This is a genomic window from Streptomyces broussonetiae (assembly GCF_009796285.1).
GTDB lineage: Bacteria > Actinomycetota > Actinomycetes > Streptomycetales > Streptomycetaceae > Streptomyces > Streptomyces broussonetiae.
Map to the genome: position 1 here is coordinate 8,170,859 of NZ_CP047020.1, position 15,200 is coordinate 8,186,058.

The window sequence follows — 15,200 nt, forward strand, 5'->3', positions numbered from 1 at the left end:
TCGTCGGCGGCGCCGGGTCGGGACACCCGCGTTCATGACACGACGACTTGCGGAAGCGGCGAAGAACGTCGGGGCCGGCGAGGCCACGGTCGGCCGGGTGCTCAGCGGCGAGCCCGGCGTCTCCCGGGCCACCCGGCCGGCGGTGCCGACGGCTCTCGACGTCCTCGGCCACGAGCGTCCGACCCGGCCGCGCGCCGACCTGCGCCGTCTCGGCCTGTCCGGCAGCGCCAACACGTTGTGGCCGACGAGGCAGTTCAGCGAGGTGGGGGCCCACCTGACGCCCTGAGACGGGGGCGCGTCACAGATCCAGCACCAGACGGGTGCCCCGGCACCGCGACACGCAGATCATCATCGTGTCGCCGGCCGCCCGCTCCTCCTCGGTGAGGACCGAGTCCCGGTGGTCCGGGGCGCCCTCCAGCACCCCGGTCTCACAGGTGCCGCACGTCCCCTCGGCGCAGGAGTACAGCACCTCGACCCCGGCGGCGCGCACCGCGTCCAGCACGGAGACGTCCGGCGGGACGGTGACGGTACGGCCGCTGCGGGTGAGGACCACCGCGAATTCCCGTTCGGAGTGCGCCTGTTGCTCCCTCGGCCGAAACCGCTCCACGCGCAGTGACCGGGCCGGGCAGCGCTCCTCGACGGCGTCCAGCAGTGGCCCCGGACCGCAGCAGTACACCAGGGCGTCCTCCGGCAGGCCGTCCAGCACCGGGCCCAGGTCCAGCAGGCCCGTCTCGTCCTGCGGGGCGAGGACGACCCGGTCGCCATAGCGCGCGAGTTCCCCCGTGAAAGCCATGGAGGCACGGGACCGGCCGCCGTACAGCAGCGACCACTGTGCTCCCGCCGCCTCGGCCGCGGCCAGCATCGGCAGCAGGGGGGTGATGCCGATGCCGCCCGCGACGAACAGGTAGCGGCGGGCGGGTTCCAGCCGGAAGTGGTTGCGCGGCCCGCGCACCCGCACCTTGGCGCCCACGTCCAACTCGGCGTGCACGTGGGCCGATCCGCCGCGCCCGTGCGGCTCGCGCAGCACCGCGATCCGCCATGCGGAGCGGTCCGCCGGGTCCGAGCACAGCGAGTACTGCCGTTCCAGCCCCGGCCCGAGCAGCAGGTCCACATGGGCGCCGGGCTCCCAGGCGGGCAGTTGCCGGCCGAGCGGGTGGCGCAGAGTCAGCGACACCACGCCGTCCGCCGCCAACCGCCGCTGCACGACGACCAGTTCGCTCTGCGTCACCGTGTGTCCTCCCCGGCCTCGTGCCCCGCGGGGTGCGCCACCATCCACTTCCACATCGTCACCGGATCCTGTGCGGTGCGCTCGGCCCCGCAGTGACAGGTACCGTGCAGCACATCGGTGCCGGGCAGCCAGTCGATGCGGTAGACCTCGCCGGTGGGTGTGCTCACCGGACCCGCTCCTGCGGCTTGTCGCCCTCCTCGGCGAGCCGGGTCAGGATGCGGCGGGCGGCCAGGCCGCCGGTGTCGATGTTGATGCTCAGCTCCTGGTAGCCGGTGCGTTCGGTGTCCAGGGTGCGCTGGAGCAGACGCAGGGCGTCCACGTCCTGCATCACCACGGTGTGGTTGTTGGCCCGCAGGAACTCGGTGACCTCGGCGTCGTCCGTGGCCCAGTCCCGGGAGACCGCCCAGAAGTCGTACACCCTGCCGTCCGACGCGGGGGTGATGGCGTAGGTGATCTCGGTGCGGAAGCCGTGCGGGTCGCTGCCGTCCGGCGCGGGCGCGACCCCCGTCGGCGCGATACGGCTGTGCAGCAGATACAGGCAGGGCGCGTGGTACTCGATGTCCTGCCGGCGGGTGATCCGGCCCGTGATGCCGGTGGAGCGGGCGTAGAACGGCGGGCACTCGGCGTCCTCCATGCGCCGGCTGACCCGGACGATGCCCGCGCCCTCGTCCACCTCGGTGGTGATGGGCGTCTCGGCGACCTCGGGGGTGCCGATGTAGCCGCCGTGCAGATAGGTCTCGTGCGAGAGGTCGAGGAGGTTGTCGACGAGCAGGCCGTAGTCGGCGTCGATCGGCTCCATGCCCCGGACGGTGACCCAGCCGGGGGAGTCGAGGTGCCGGGCCCGCGGGACGGTTCCCGGGTCGGCCAGGGCCGCGTCGCCGATCCACACCCACACCAGGGAGTCCTGCTCCAGCACCGGGTAGGAGGCGACGCGAGCGGTGCGCGGAACGCGTTTCTGGCCCGGTACGTACACGCAGGTGCCGGACCGGTCGTAGGTGAAGCCGTGGTAGCCGCAGACGATCCGGTCGCCGTCCAGGCCGCTCTCGGAGAGCGGGTAGCGGCGGTGGACGCACCGGTCGTGCAGGGCGACGGGGGCGCCGTCCTCCTCGGCGCGGTACAGCACGAGCGGCTCGCCGAGGATCGTCCGGCCGAGCAGCTCGCGCCCGACCTCCTGGCTGTAGGCGGCGACATACCACTGATTCCGTGCGAAGGCGGTTGCATGGGGCATGGAGCCGGCTCCTGTCTGTCGAGGTGCTGGCATCGTCGGGGAGCGCGTCGAAGGACCGCAACGCTCCTTCCGCCACGCGGAAACACCCCGCTCCCGCAAGTCGCGTACGCTGAGCGGCAGTACAGAGGCTGTGTGTGGCGTTGACGCGGGGGTTGTGGATGGCTGTCGGCAGGGTGGTCCGGTTCGACGGGATGCGTGGGTACGGCTTCATCGCGCCGGAGCAGGGCGGGGAGGACGTCTTCCTGCATGTGAACGACTTGCTGATTCCCGAGTCGTCCGTGCGGTCGGGCCTGGCGGTGGAGTTCGAGGTGGAGAACGGCGGACGCGGGCTGAAGGCCTCCTCCGTCCGGTTCGCGAAGGACGCGGAAGGGGCGCCGTCGCAGACCGCCGAGTCCGCCGACCGCGTTGCGGCCGCAGCCGACGGCCAGGAACCGATGTGCGACGTGCTCGGCTCGGCCGAGTACACACGCGAGGTGACGGAGCTGCTGCTGGCCTGCGTCCCAGACCTGACGGGACAACAGATCCTGGCCACGCGCAAGCAGTTGGTCCTGTTCGCCAAACGGCACGGCTGGATCGAGGACTGACGGACAGGACGGACAGGACGGCAAGGGCGGACGGGCCGGACGGCAGCGCCCTGCCGGACACCGGAGAAAGGACGCAATGAGCACCGAGACGCTGGAGTTCCAGGCCGAAGCGCGCCAGCTCCTGCAGCTGATGGTCCACTCGATCTACTCGAACAAGGACATCTTCCTGAGGGAACTCATCTCCAACGCCTCCGACGCCCTGGACAAGCGGCGCCTGGCGGGTCTCACCGACGACCGCCTCAGGGCCGACGACCTGCACATCGCGATCGAGGCGGACCAGGAAGCCCGCACCCTGACCGTGCGCGACAACGGCATCGGCATGTCCCGCGAGGACGTGGTGGGCCTCATCGGCACCATCGCCCGCTCCGGTACGGCCGAGACACTGCGCCGGATGAAGGAGAGTGCGGAATCGGCCGAGCTGATCGGCCAGTTCGGAGTCGGCTTCTACTCCGTCTTCATGGTCGCCGACAAGGTCACCCTCCACACTCGCAAGGCCGGTGAGGAGACCGGTGTGCGCTGGGAGTCGGACGGCGGCGGCACCTACACCATGGAGACCGCCCCGGACCTGCCGGAGGGCACGGCGGTCACCGTCCACCTGCGTCCCGCGGACGAGGAGGACGCCCTCCACGACTACGCCGACGCGTGGAAGATCCGGGAGATCGTCAAGCGGTACTCGGACTTCATCGCGTTCCCCATCCGGATGGGCGACGACACCCTCAACTCGATGAAGGCGCTGTGGGCGCGCCCGCGCTCCGAGGTCGGGGAGGAGGAGTACCGGGAGTTCTACCGGCACATCAGCCACGACTGGACCGACCCGCTGGAGACCATCCGGATGCGGGCGGAGGGCACGTTCGAGTACGAGGCGCTGCTCTTCCTGCCCGCGCGTGCCCCGCACGACCTGTTCCAGCGCGACGCCCGGCACGGCATCCAGCTGTACGTCAAGCGCGTGTTCATCATGGACGACACCCGTGAGCTGCTGCCGTCCCACCTCCGTTTCGTCAAGGGGGTCGTGGACGCCGCCGACCTGTCGCTGAACATCTCCCGTGAGATTCTCCAGCAGGACCGGCACATCCAGCTGATCCGGCGGCGCCTGGCGAAGAAGGTCCTGTCCACGGTCAAGGACCTCATGACGAACGACGCCGACAAGTACCGCACCTTCTGGCGCGAGTTCGGGCCGGCGGTCAAGGAGGGCCTGCTCGATCCGGCCGAGGACCACAAGGCGATCCTCGACATCGCGTCGTTCGCTTCCACCGCCGGCGAGGAGCCCACCACCCTCGCCGACTACATCGCCCGGATGAAGGACGGCCAGGACAAGATCTACTTCATGACCGGCGAGAGCCGCGCGCAGGTCGAGAACTCCCCGCACCTGGAGGCCTTCAAGGCCAAGGAGTACGAGGTCCTGCTGCTCACCGACCCGGTGGACGAGATCTGGGCCGAGGCGGTCGGCGACTACGACGGCAAGGAGTTCCGGTCCGTCGCGCGGGGCGCGGTCGACCTGCCCGCCGAGGAGGAGGTGCCCGAGGAGAAGTCCGGCGCCTACGCGCCGCTGCTGAGCTGGCTGGGCGAGACGCTGGACGGTGTGAAGGACGTACGGCTGACCACTCGGCTGACCAGCTCCCCGGCCTGCCTGGTCAGTGACGCCGACGGTATCTCGCCGACGCTGGAGAAGATGTACAGGGCGATGGGCCAGGAACTGCCTGCGGTGCGGCGGATCCTGGAGCTGAACCCCGGGCACCCGCTGGTCAGCGGGCTGAGGGAGGCGTACGAACAGCGGGCGCAGGACCCGGAGCTGACCGAGACGGCCGAGCTGCTGTACGGTACCGCCCTGCTGGCGGAGGGCGGCGATCTGGCCGACCCGGCCCGATTCGCCAAGCTGCTCGCCGACCGCCTCGCTCGGACGATCTGACCGATACGCCCCACGCATCAGCTCTTTGGGGTGTTTGTCCGCCGGCCGCGGTCCGTTGTGACCGTGGCCGGAGCGGCACCGCACGGACCGCCGACTTTCACATGGGCGCCATCAGACCCTTCCCTGACGTTTGCTGCTCTTGGAACACTCGCTCCGCGCAGATTCCGTCATCTGGGCGGCATTACGTACGTCAGGACGAGAGGACCCGAACACCCATGGCCGAAGTCAACCGGCGCCGCTTCCTTCAACTCGCGGGTGCCACCACGGCGTTCACGGCGCTGTCCAGCAGCATCCAGCGGGCGGCCGCGCTGCCCGCCCACCACCGCACCGGGACCGTCCAGGACGTCGAGCACGTCGTTGTCCTCATGCAGGAGAACCGATCCTTCGACCACTACTTCGGTTCGCTGCGCGGTGTCCGGGGTTTCGGCGACCCCCGTTCCGTCTCGCAGAACGGCAAGTCCGTCTGGAAGCAGTCCGACGGCACGAAGGACATCCTGCCCTTCCACCCCGACGCCGACGATCTGGGCCTCGCCTTCATCCAGGACCTGCCGCACGGCTGGAACGACACGCACGCCGCCTTCAACGGGGGCAAGTACGACAAGTGGGTACCGGCCAAGGGCAGCACGACCATGGCCTACCTGACCCGCGAGGACATACCGTTCCACTACGCGCTCGCCGACGCCTTCACCCTCTGCGACGCCTACCACTGCTCGTTCATGGGCTCCACCGACCCCAACCGCTACTACATGTGGACGGGTTACGTCGGCAACGACGGTCGGGGCGGCGGCCCGGTGCTCGGCAACGACGAGAAGGGCTACGGCTGGACGACGTACCCCGAGCGCCTGGAGAAGGCCGGGGTCTCCTGGAAGATCTACCAGGACGTCGGCGACGGCCTCGACGCGAACGGCAGCTGGGGCTGGATCCAGGACGCCTACCGCGGCAACTACGGCGACAACTCCCTGCTGTACTTCAACCAGTACCGGGACGCCAAGCCCGGTGACCCGCTGTACGACAAGGCCCGCACCGGCACCGACGCCAAGCAGGGCGAGGGCTTCTTCGACCGGCTGAAGGCCGACGTGAAGGCCGGCAAGCTGCCGCAGGTCTCCTGGGTCGTCGCGCCCGAGGCCTTCACCGAGCACCCCAACTGGCCCGCCAACTACGGCGCCTGGTACGTCTCCCAGGTCCTGGACGCGCTGACCAGCAACCCCGAGGTGTGGGGCAAGACCGCGCTGTTCATCACCTACGACGAGAACGACGGCTTCTTCGACCACGTCGTCCCGCCGTTCCCGCCGGCCTCCGCCGCGCAGGGCCTGTCGACCGTGGACCCCGCCCTCGACCTGTTCAAGGGCGACATCAGCCACGTCGCCGGTGCCTACGGGCTCGGGCAGCGCGTGCCGATGCTCGTCGTCTCGCCGTGGAGCAAGGGCGGTTACACCTGCTCCGAGACCCTCGACCACACCTCGATCATCCGCTTCATCGAGCGCCGCTTCGGTGTGCACGAGCCGAACATCTCGCCCTGGCGGCGGACCGTCACCGGCGACCTGACCAGTGCCTTCGACTTCTCCCACAAGGACACCAAGCCGGTCGCGCTGCCGTCCACGGCCGGCTACCAGCCGCCGGACCACAACCGGCACCCCGACTACGTGCCCAAGCCCCCGGCGAACCCGTCCCTGCCCAAGCAGGAGCGCGGGCACCGCCCCACCCGCCCGCTCAGGTACGCCCCGGTGGTGGACGCCTCCGCGGACACCGCGAACGGCAAGCTCACGCTCACGTTCGCCTCGGGAGCGCACGCGGGCGCCGCCTTCCTCGTGACCTCCGGCAACCGCACCGACGGTCCCTGGACCTACACCACCGAGGCCGGCAAGACCCTCTCCGACACCTGGAACTCGTTCTGGTCGGGCGGCACCCACGACCTCGCGGTGCACGGCCCGAACGGTTTCCTGCGCGTCTTCAAGGGCAGGGGCAAGGTCGCCGGCCCGGAGGTGACCGCCCGGCCGGCCGGCGACCACCTGGAACTCGCCTTCACGAACAAGGGCTCCGGGGCCGTGCAGCTCAAGGTCGTGAACGGTTACGGCGGTCACCCGGCCACCGTGACCGTACGGCCCGGCGCGACCGTCCAGCACACCGTCGACCTCACGGCGAGCAAGCGCTGGTACGACGTGACCGTCACCTGCGACGCCGACCCGGCGTTCCTGCGCGGCTTCGCCGGCCATGTCGAGAACGGGCGTCCGGGCGTCAGCGACCCGGCGATCGTCACACAGTGAACGGGCGATGAACACCGCTCCGTGCGGACTGGTCAGGTACTGGTCAGATCAGGGTAGTGTGCCCCGGTGACCACGCAATCCAACACTCCTGCAGGCTGGTACCCCGATCCGCACGGAGCGCCCCAGACGCTCCGCTACTGGGACGGCACACAGTGGACCCAGCACACCAACCCGGCGCAGGCACCGGCCGGCCAGGCTCCGCAGGCGCAGGCCGCCGCGCAGCAGCAGGCGCCCGCCCAGCAGTTCGGCGTCCCGCAGCAGCAGGCCGCCGACCCCAAGGTGCAGCGGCAGGTGCAGCAGAAGGCGGGTGTGCAGGCGGGCGGCCCCGGCGGCGGCACCCTGTTCACCGAGCCCGTTCTGGTCGTGAACCAGAAGGCCAAGCTGATCGAGCTGACCAACGAGTACAAGGTCATGGACCAGCACGGCCGGGACATCGGCTCGGTCACCGAGGTCGGGCAGGGCGCGCTGAAGAAGATCCTGCGCTTCGTCTCCAGCCTCGACCAGTTCATGACCCACAAGCTGGAGATCCGTGACGCCTATGGTCAGCCCCAGCTGGTGCTGACCCGGCCCGCGAAGTTCTTCAAGTCCCGGGTCGTCGTGACGCGCCCGGACGGCTCGCCGGTCGGTGAGATCGTCCAGCAGAACATGATCGGGAAGATCAACTTCGCGATGAACGCGAACGGCCAGCAGGTCGGCGCGATCAAGGCGGAGAACTGGCGGGCCTGGAACTTCGCGATCGTCGACCACGCGGACAACGAGGTCGCCCGGATCACCAAGACCTGGGAAGGCCTCGCCAAGACCCTGTTCACGACCGCGGACAACTACGTCCTGCAGATCCACTACCAGCTTCCCGAGCCGCTGCTGAGCCTCGTGGTGGCGACGGCCCTGACCGTCGACACCGCCCTCAAGCAGGACTCGCGGGGCTGGAACTGAGCCTGCCCCGACGGGGGAGTACGGCGACGGCGGCCGGTGCGCGCAGAGGATGCGTGCACCGGCCGCCGTTCTGTGCGGTCACAGTGTGGTGAGGTGTCCCGGCTTGTCCGGCTGCCGTGGCACCAGCGCGGGTTCGGCGGTCGCCGTGCCCGGTTCCAGGGCCAGGACCGCGGCCACGGGGTGGTCGTCGTCCTCGTGGACCGGGTCCTCCTGCCCGCGTTGCGGGGTGACCCGGGTGAGCAGGATCACGCCCCAGGCGGCGAGGGCCGCGCCGGCGAGCGCCAGCAGCACCCCGCCGACGCCGCCCTGCAGGCCCTGGCCGAGCAGGGTGAGGCCGATCACGGCGGCGGCCACCGGATTGGCGAGGGTGACCACGGCCAACGGGGCGCCGAGGCCGCCGCGGTAGGCGGTCTGGGAGAGCAGCAGCCCGCCCACGGCGAACGCGGCGACCAGGACGGCGACCACGATCACCTCGGTGCCGAGCGCCGGGCCGGTGCGTTCGGTGGCCGCCACCGTCACCGTCTGGGTGAGCGCCGAGGCGACACCGGAGGCGAAGCCGGACGCCGTCGCGTGCCTGAGCCCCGGGCGGGCGCCGGGCCGGGACAGCATGCCGATCGCGGCGGCGGTCGTACCGGCGACCGCCAGCGCCTCGGTCAGCGACAGCACCCGCTCGGGCGCCGGACCGGAAGCGGTCACGAGCAGTGCGGCGAGCCCGAGCAGGGTGAGCGCCGTACCGCGCCACTCCACCGCGCTGACCCGGCGCCCGGCCGCGCGCGCCCCGAGCGGCACGGCCGCGACCAGAGTGAGTGCTCCCAGCGGCTGGACGAGGGTCAGCGGGCCGTACTTGAGCGCGACGACGTGCAGCAGTGCGGCGCCCGCGTTCAGGGCGACCGCCGACCACCAGGCACCCGTGCCCAGCAGCCGCAGCAGGCCGCTGCCGGTGCTGCGGGAGGCGAGGCGTTCCTGGGCGACCGCGGCGAGGGCGTACGCGACGGCCGAGACGAGTGAGAGGGCCACGGCGACCACGGCGGCGGCGCTCATCGGCCCGCTCCCACCAGTACGGGGGTGTCGGGGGTGACCCGGCGCCGGCCTGCGTCGCGTCCGGCCGTGGTGGCCGTGCGCCGCGGCGGATGGATCACGGCGAGGGCGATGCCGAGCATGGCGCCCGCGACGATCGCGTCGAGCCAGTAGTGGTTGGCCGTGCCCACGATCACCAGCAGGGTGATCAGCGGGTGCAGCAGCCACAGCCAGCGCCACCGGGACCGGGTGGCCACGATCAGCCCGACCGCCACCATCAGTGCCCAGCCGAAGTGCAGCGACGGCATCGCCGCGAACTGGTTGGACAGGTGGTCGCTGGACGGCGGGCCGTACACGGACGGGCCGAAGATCCTCCCGGTGTCCTCCAGGCCGGTCCCGGCCAGCATCCGGGGCGGGGTCAGCGGGAAGGTGAAGGGCAGCACCAGGGCGGCCGTGGTGACGGCCGCAAGGACCCGGCGGGCCCAGATGTAGTGGGCGGGCCGCTTGACGTAGAGCCAGACGAGGAAGGCCAGCGTCGCCGGGAAATGGACGGTGGCGTAGTAGGTGTTCGCGATGTGGACGAGGGTGTCGCCGTGCAGCAGTGCGGACTGCACGGCGTTCTCGTGGGGGAGATGCAGCGTCCGCTCCAGGTCCCACACGCGGTGAGCGTTGTGGATGGCGTCGCCCGTGTGGCCCGTGGCCAGCTGCCGGCCGAGCTTGTAGACCAGGAAGAGCCCCGCGACGAGGAGAAGCTCACGTATCAGTGCCGGACGCGTGGTCGCGTCCGGCGGCTCCGTTTCTGCTTCCGCAGGCTCGGTTCGCGCAGTCATCCCCCGGCCCTTTCACTGACGGTGGTGCGTGTGGTGGTGCGGGCGGGTCCCACACCGGGCCCGAACCCATCGATACGTCGCCGTACCGAAACGCCAGTGTACCGATACGCTTGAGTACCGGTACACTGGCGTATCGATTGATGTGCGCCACACTGGAGCCAGAGTCGGCGGACCCGGTTGAGCCGGGCTCGAGCCGGACTGCAGTGGGGCCGTACATGGACGACCCGTCGGACACGAGTGAGGGGAAGCACCGCATGACGTCGCAGGCCGCGGAGGGACCGGAGACGGTCGTCGCCTCGCGCCGCTCCAAGATCACGCCGGAGCGTGAGCGGGAGTTCTTCGACGCCGTGCTGGAGCAGATCCGCGAGTGCGGTTACGAGTCCGTCACCATGGAGGGCGTCGCCGCCAGCACCCGGTGCAGCAAGTCCACGCTCTACCGGCAGTGGAAGACCAAGCCCCAGTTCGTCGCGGCGGCGCTGCGCGCCAGCCGCCGGGTGCGCTTCGCCGGCATCGACACCGGATCCCTCGCCGAGGACCTGCGCCAGGCCGCGCGGGCCGCCGGTGACTGGTCCGGCAAGGACACCAGCCTGCTCCAGGCGCTGGGGCACGCATGGACGGCCGACGAGGAACTGGCCCAGGCGCTGCGCGAGGCACTCGTGTACCCGGAGATCGCCGCGCTGCAGGAGATGCTCGCCCGGGGCGTGGCCAGGGGCGAGGTCCCGGCGGGCCACCCGGCGCTCGAGTACGTCCCCGCGATGATGTTCGGCGTCCTGCGTGTGCGGCCCGTGCTCAGCGGCCAGTACGCCGACGCCGACTACCTCGTCCGGTTCGTGGAGGCCATCGTGCTGCCCGCACTCGGGCTGACGTAAGACCCAGGCCGCCGTTCACGGGATGACTGAACGGCGACCTGCCCGCGCCGCACCGTGGGGACGGGGGCGGCGCGCACCCCGCGGCCGGGTGGGGCTCCTCTTGAGCGGAGGGGTGCCCCACCCGGCCGCTTCGCGTCCCGGTCCCGGACGGCCCGCGGCGCGGGCGCGGCTCAGACGTTCTGGCCGTCGCCGCTGCCGGAGGAGACCTTGATCCCCTTGAGGATCTCGTCGATGACGGACAGCTTCTGGCCGACGTCCACACCGAAGCGGACCACCACGATCTGCTGGGCGTCGTTGGGCGAGGGGAAGGCGACCGACTCCACGTAGCCGTCGGAGCCCTTGCTGGTGACCGCCTTCCAGCGCACCATGTAGCCCTTCTGCCCGGCGACCGTGACCGCCTGGGAGGCCAGCTGCTGGTGCGAGGTGATGCTGCCGTAGGTGTCGCCGCCGTAGGACTCCTTGGCGTTGGCCGCGATGTCCGCCTCGGCGACCGCCTCGGGTGTCGTGCCCTTGTTGCCCAGCACCACCGCCGGAGCCGTGTAGGCGCCGCCCGCGGTGCAGGTCTGGCCGGAATTTCCGGGGCACTTGTAGGAGTCGTTCGAGGTGACCTGCGCGCCGACGCTGATGACCTTCCCGGTCCAGCCCTGCGGCACCGGCAGGCTGATCCCGTTGACCGGGTCCGGCACCGTGCCGCCGCCGGGCACCTTGGGCGCGTCGGACTGCCCCGGCGACGGCGAACCGCCACCGGACCCGCCGGACCCGCCGGCGCCCCCGGACCCGTCCGGGCCCCCAGAGCCTCCGGAGCCGCCCGAGCCGCCGCCGGACCCGCCGAACGGCCCGCCGCTCTCTCCACCGTTCTGCCCGCCCGGCGCACTCCGGCGCGAGCCTGCGCGGTCGCCGCCGCCTCCGTCGTCCTTCGTCAGGGCGTAGACACCGACGCCGATGCTCGCCAGTACCGCGACCGCCGCCGCGACGGCTATGCCCGTACGCAGCCCGCGCCGGGACCCGGCCGGCGGCTCGGCGGGGTACGCCGGATACGCCGGGTACCCGGGCTGGGCGCCGTGGCCGGCAGGAGCGGGGGGCGTCGGCTGGGCGTCGTGACCGGCCGGTCCAGGAGGCGACGGGAACGCCGGCTGCGCGCCCGCGTCCGGCGGCTGCTGTGCCGGGGGACCCCACGCGGCGGCCGTCCCGGCGGGGCGGGTCTGGTCCGTCCAGGCCTTGCCGTCCCACCAGCGCTCGGTGGGCGGACCGTCGTTCGTCTGCCCGGGGTCGGGGTACCACCCGGGGGGAGTCACCTGCGTCATGCCCCCCACCGTATGAGGCGAGCGTGAAAGTGCGATGAGAGGATCCGTCGCGAACGGAACGGACCGGAATATTTCGCCTCCGATTTCTCCCGTCCGACTTTCTTGTCGTGCTCCACCGCAGACCTCCTCGACGGCCGTCCGGCGACCGTCTCCGGCACCGCCCCGGGCGGCGATGTTGACGCTCCGTCGGCTGCTGACCGGCGGTTCGGGCGGCGCGCGCGTCGCCTGGCCGCACCCGCTTTCACCCGGCGGGGCAACAGCTGCCCCGACCGCCCACCACGGGCCCCACCTGACGGCTACGCTCGTGCTCTGTACGTCATTCGGGCGACCTGGGGAGGTATCGGGATGACGAAGGGACGGCCCCCGACGGCCGCCTCGGCTTCCCTGTGGGAGCGGGACGCGGAGATCGCCGCCGTCACCGAGGCACTCGACGTCCTGTGCGCCGACCGTTCGTCCGGGGGCAGTCTGCTGCTCTTCCGCGGCGTGGCGGGACTCGGCAAGACCGCGCTGCTCGCCGAGATCCGCCGCATCGCGGAGCGCCGCAACTGCACCGTGTGGTCCGCGCGCGGCGCGGAGACCCTCAGGTCCGTCCCGTTCAACGTGGTGCGACAGCTGCTCCAGCCCGCCCTGCTCTCCTTGCTGCCGGAGGAGGCGCGTGAGTACCTCGGCGACTGGTACGACATCGCCGGTCCCGCCCTTGGCATAGTCGATCCGCAGGAGGGCAGCGCCGACCCGCAGTACGTGTGCGACGGCCTCGTGGCCGCGGTCCGCCGGCTCGCCCGCCGTGAATGGCCCCTCGTGCTGCTGATCGACGACGCGCACTGGGCCGACCAGGAGACCCTGCGCTGGCTCGCCGCCTTCGCCGAGCGGCTGGACGACGTCTCCGTCCTGGTCGTCGTGGCCCGCCGCCCCGGCGAGGTCGCCGGGGACAGCGCCAGCCACCTCGACGCGGTGGCCGCCGCCTCGGGCCGTGCCGTCAACAACCTCAGCGCCCTCACCCCGGACGCCTGCGCCGGACTCACCCGCGTCGGCCTCGGCCGGCACGCCGACGACGCGTTCTGCCGCGAGGTGTGGGCCGTCACCGGCGGCAACCCCTACGACACCGTCGAACTTCTCGCCAAGGTGCAGGACAGCGAACTGCAGCCGGTCGAGTCCCGTGCCGGGGAACTGCGCGCCCTCAACCGCTCCGCCCGCGGCGGCGGACTGGTAGACCGGCTCAAGGGCCTCGGCCTGGAGGCCACCCGGTTCGCCTGGGCCGCCGCCATCCTCGGCACCTCCATCACCGTCGACATGGTCGCCCGCCTCGCCACCATGAACGACGACATCGCCCGGCACTGCGCCGAACTCCTCTGCAACGCCCGCATCCTCACCGCGCCCGACCCCGCGACCGGCGTCGAACACGAGGAGGGCGAGCTGGAGTTCGTCCACCCACTGATCGCCACCGCCGTCTACAACTCCATCCCGTCCGGCGTGTGCACCGCCATGCACGGCGTGGCCGCCCAGATCATCACCGAGCTGGACCGTGGCGCCGCCCAGGCCGCCCGGCACCTGTTGAAGGTGCACCCGGACGGCGACGAGGAACTCGTGGAGCAACTGCGCGAGGCGGCCCGCGAGCACCTCGCCGTCGGCGCACCCGACGCCGCCCGCACCTGTCTCGAACGCGCCCTGCGGGAGCCGCCGCTCCCCGAGGTGCACGCCCACGTCCTGTACGAACTGGGCTGCGCCACCCTGCTCACCGCACCCGCCGTCACCATCGAACACCTCCAGCACGCCCTCGGCATGTCCGGCCTCGACGGCGAGCGGCGGGTCGACGCGCTGGTCCGGCTCTCCCAGGCGCTGCTCCACAACGACCAGCTGGAGGAGGCCGTCCGCACGGTCGAGGCCGAGGCCGCGCGGCACGAGCCCGGCCCGGTCAAACTGCGGCTGCAGGCCGTGCAGTTCATGTGGGAGGGCATCCACGGCGAGACCGTCTCCCCGGCCCGCTCCGCGCGTCTGGCCGAACTCGCCGGCACCTGCACCGGCCGCGACAACTCCGAACGCGCCCTGCTCATCCTGCGCGGCTTCGACGCCATGACCCATGGCGAGAGCGCCTCCGAGGTCCTCGAACTGTGCGACCGTGCCCTGGTCAACGGCCGCCTGGCGCCCGGCCTCGGCTGGACCGACCAGGAGTGGGGCATCGAGCTGCTGATGATGCTCGGCAGCGCGTACGCCTACGCCGACCGGCTCGACCGCGCCGAGAGCCTGTTCGCCGAGGCCCTGCGCGCCTACACCACCGCCGGCTGGCGCGGCGGCCATCTCTCCCTCGCCAACGCCTTCCTCGGTCTCGCCTACCGCAGACAGGGCCGGCTGCGCGACGCCGAGGCCACCCTGCGTGAGGCGCTCGTCCTCGCCGAACGCGTAGGCCGGAGGCTGCCGTTGTACTGGTCGGCCACCTGCGGACTGGTCGACACGCTGCTGGCCCGCGGCCGGGTCCAGGAGGCCTGGACGATCGCCGACCAGTACGGCTTCGCACCGCCCTACCCGTCCACCATCGTGCTGCCCGACATCCGCTCCGTACGCGGCCGGCTGCTGCTCGCCGTCGGCCGCGTCGAGGACGGCATCAACGAACTCGAAGCGGCCGAGAAGACGGCCACCTCGCGCGGCGGCCACAACCCCGTCCTCGCGCCCTGGGCCGTCGACCTCGCCAGGGCCCTTGCCGGGCAGGACCCCGCCCGGGCCGCCCAGCTCGCGTCCGACGCCCGCCGGCAGGCCGAGCGTTTCGGCACGGACACCGCGATCGGCGAGGCCCTGCGCTGCGCCGCCGCCCTGGAGACCGGAGCCCGCGCGGTCCAGCTCGCCGCCCAGGCCGTCACCTACCTGGAGGCCTCACCCTGCCAGTACGAACACGCGGCGGCCCGCGTCGAGTACGGCATCGCCGCCCGCTCCGTCGCGGAACTCAAGCGTGGTCTGGACCTGGCGCGGGCGTGCGGGGCGGAGGGCCTGGTGGCCCAGGCGAGGGAGATGCTGGAGACGGGGAAGGGGCTGCGGTAGGCGCAGG

The 15,200-nt window shown here is 71.7% G+C and carries 12 protein-coding genes and 1 pseudogene; 7 read left to right on the forward strand and 6 right to left on the reverse strand.

Annotated elements, in window-relative coordinates:
• Nucleotides 1–34: 34 nt before the first annotated feature.
• Nucleotides 35–211, forward strand: a pseudogene (locus tag GQF42_RS37290) (LacI family transcriptional regulator); the annotation flags it as partial.
• 87 nt (nt 212–298) lie between these two features.
• On the opposite strand, the gene GQF42_RS37295 reads toward GQF42_RS37290, so the two are convergent.
• From GQF42_RS37295 to GQF42_RS37300, 3 genes are read right to left on the reverse strand one after another with little or no spacing between them, the layout of a single operon-like run.
• A complete protein-coding gene (locus GQF42_RS37295) occupies nt 299–1,228 on the reverse strand; it encodes a PDR/VanB family oxidoreductase (RefSeq protein WP_233273616.1) in 930 nt (309 codons plus the stop codon).
• Entirely contained in the window at nt 1,225–1,395 is a 171-nt protein-coding gene (locus GQF42_RS45165; protein ID WP_199272928.1) for a hypothetical protein, read from the reverse strand. The genes GQF42_RS37295 and GQF42_RS45165 overlap by 4 nt, the downstream gene beginning before the upstream one ends.
• On the reverse strand, nt 1,392–2,456 hold the full coding sequence (locus GQF42_RS37300; RefSeq protein ID WP_158927338.1) for an aromatic ring-hydroxylating dioxygenase subunit alpha: 1,065 nt from the start codon (nt 2,454–2,456) through the stop codon (nt 1,392–1,394). The genes GQF42_RS45165 and GQF42_RS37300 overlap by 4 nt, the downstream gene beginning before the upstream one ends.
• Nucleotides 2,457–2,614: 158 nt before the next feature.
• Here GQF42_RS37300 and GQF42_RS37305 point away from each other — a divergent pair, with 158 nt between their 5' ends.
• From GQF42_RS37305 to GQF42_RS37320, 4 genes are all read left to right on the forward strand, one after another.
• On the forward strand, nt 2,615–3,040 hold the full coding sequence (locus GQF42_RS37305) for a cold-shock protein (RefSeq protein WP_158927341.1): 426 nt from the start codon (nt 2,615–2,617) through the stop codon (nt 3,038–3,040).
• 76 nt (nt 3,041–3,116) lie between these two features.
• Nucleotides 3,117–4,946 (forward strand): molecular chaperone HtpG, encoded by a 1,830-nt coding sequence (gene htpG, locus GQF42_RS37310; protein ID WP_158927343.1) that lies wholly within the window; start codon nt 3,117–3,119, stop codon nt 4,944–4,946.
• 215 nt (nt 4,947–5,161) lie between these two features.
• Nucleotides 5,162–7,210: a phosphocholine-specific phospholipase C gene (locus tag GQF42_RS37315; RefSeq protein WP_158927345.1), complete on the forward strand. Its 2,049-nt coding sequence runs from the start codon at nt 5,162–5,164 to the stop codon at nt 7,208–7,210.
• 66 nt (nt 7,211–7,276) lie between these two features.
• Nucleotides 7,277–8,143 (forward strand): phospholipid scramblase-related protein, encoded by an 867-nt coding sequence (locus tag GQF42_RS37320; RefSeq protein WP_158927347.1) that lies wholly within the window; start codon nt 7,277–7,279, stop codon nt 8,141–8,143.
• A 78-nt stretch (nt 8,144–8,221) separates the two neighbouring features.
• Here the strand turns inward: GQF42_RS37320 and GQF42_RS37325 are convergent, their stop codons facing one another.
• Together GQF42_RS37325 and GQF42_RS37330 are read right to left on the reverse strand one after the other, a co-directional pair.
• Nucleotides 8,222–9,184 carry a DMT family protein gene (locus GQF42_RS37325; RefSeq protein WP_158927349.1) on the reverse strand — a complete coding sequence of 321 codons (963 nt, stop codon included), beginning with the start codon at nt 9,182–9,184 and terminating at the stop codon, nt 8,222–8,224.
• Nucleotides 9,181–9,990 (reverse strand): phosphatase PAP2 family protein, encoded by an 810-nt coding sequence (locus GQF42_RS37330; protein ID WP_158927351.1) that lies wholly within the window; start codon nt 9,988–9,990, stop codon nt 9,181–9,183. Before GQF42_RS37330 ends, GQF42_RS37325 begins: the two co-directional genes overlap by 4 nt.
• 254 nt (nt 9,991–10,244) lie before the next feature.
• On the opposite strand from GQF42_RS37330, the gene GQF42_RS37335 reads away from it, so the two are divergent.
• Nucleotides 10,245–10,859 carry a TetR/AcrR family transcriptional regulator gene (locus GQF42_RS37335; protein WP_158927353.1) on the forward strand — a complete coding sequence of 205 codons (615 nt, stop codon included), beginning with the start codon at nt 10,245–10,247 and terminating at the stop codon, nt 10,857–10,859.
• A gap of 170 nt (nt 10,860–11,029) precedes the next feature.
• On the opposite strand, the gene GQF42_RS37340 is transcribed toward GQF42_RS37335, so the two are convergent.
• On the reverse strand, nt 11,030–12,163 hold the full coding sequence (locus GQF42_RS37340) for a DUF2510 domain-containing protein (protein ID WP_158927355.1): 1,134 nt from the start codon (nt 12,161–12,163) through the stop codon (nt 11,030–11,032).
• A gap of 345 nt (nt 12,164–12,508) precedes the next feature.
• Between GQF42_RS37340 and GQF42_RS37345 the strand changes: the two genes are divergently transcribed.
• Entirely contained in the window at nt 12,509–15,193 is a 2,685-nt protein-coding gene (locus GQF42_RS37345) for an AAA family ATPase (protein WP_158927357.1), read from the forward strand.
• Nucleotides 15,194–15,200 lie beyond the last annotated feature (7 nt).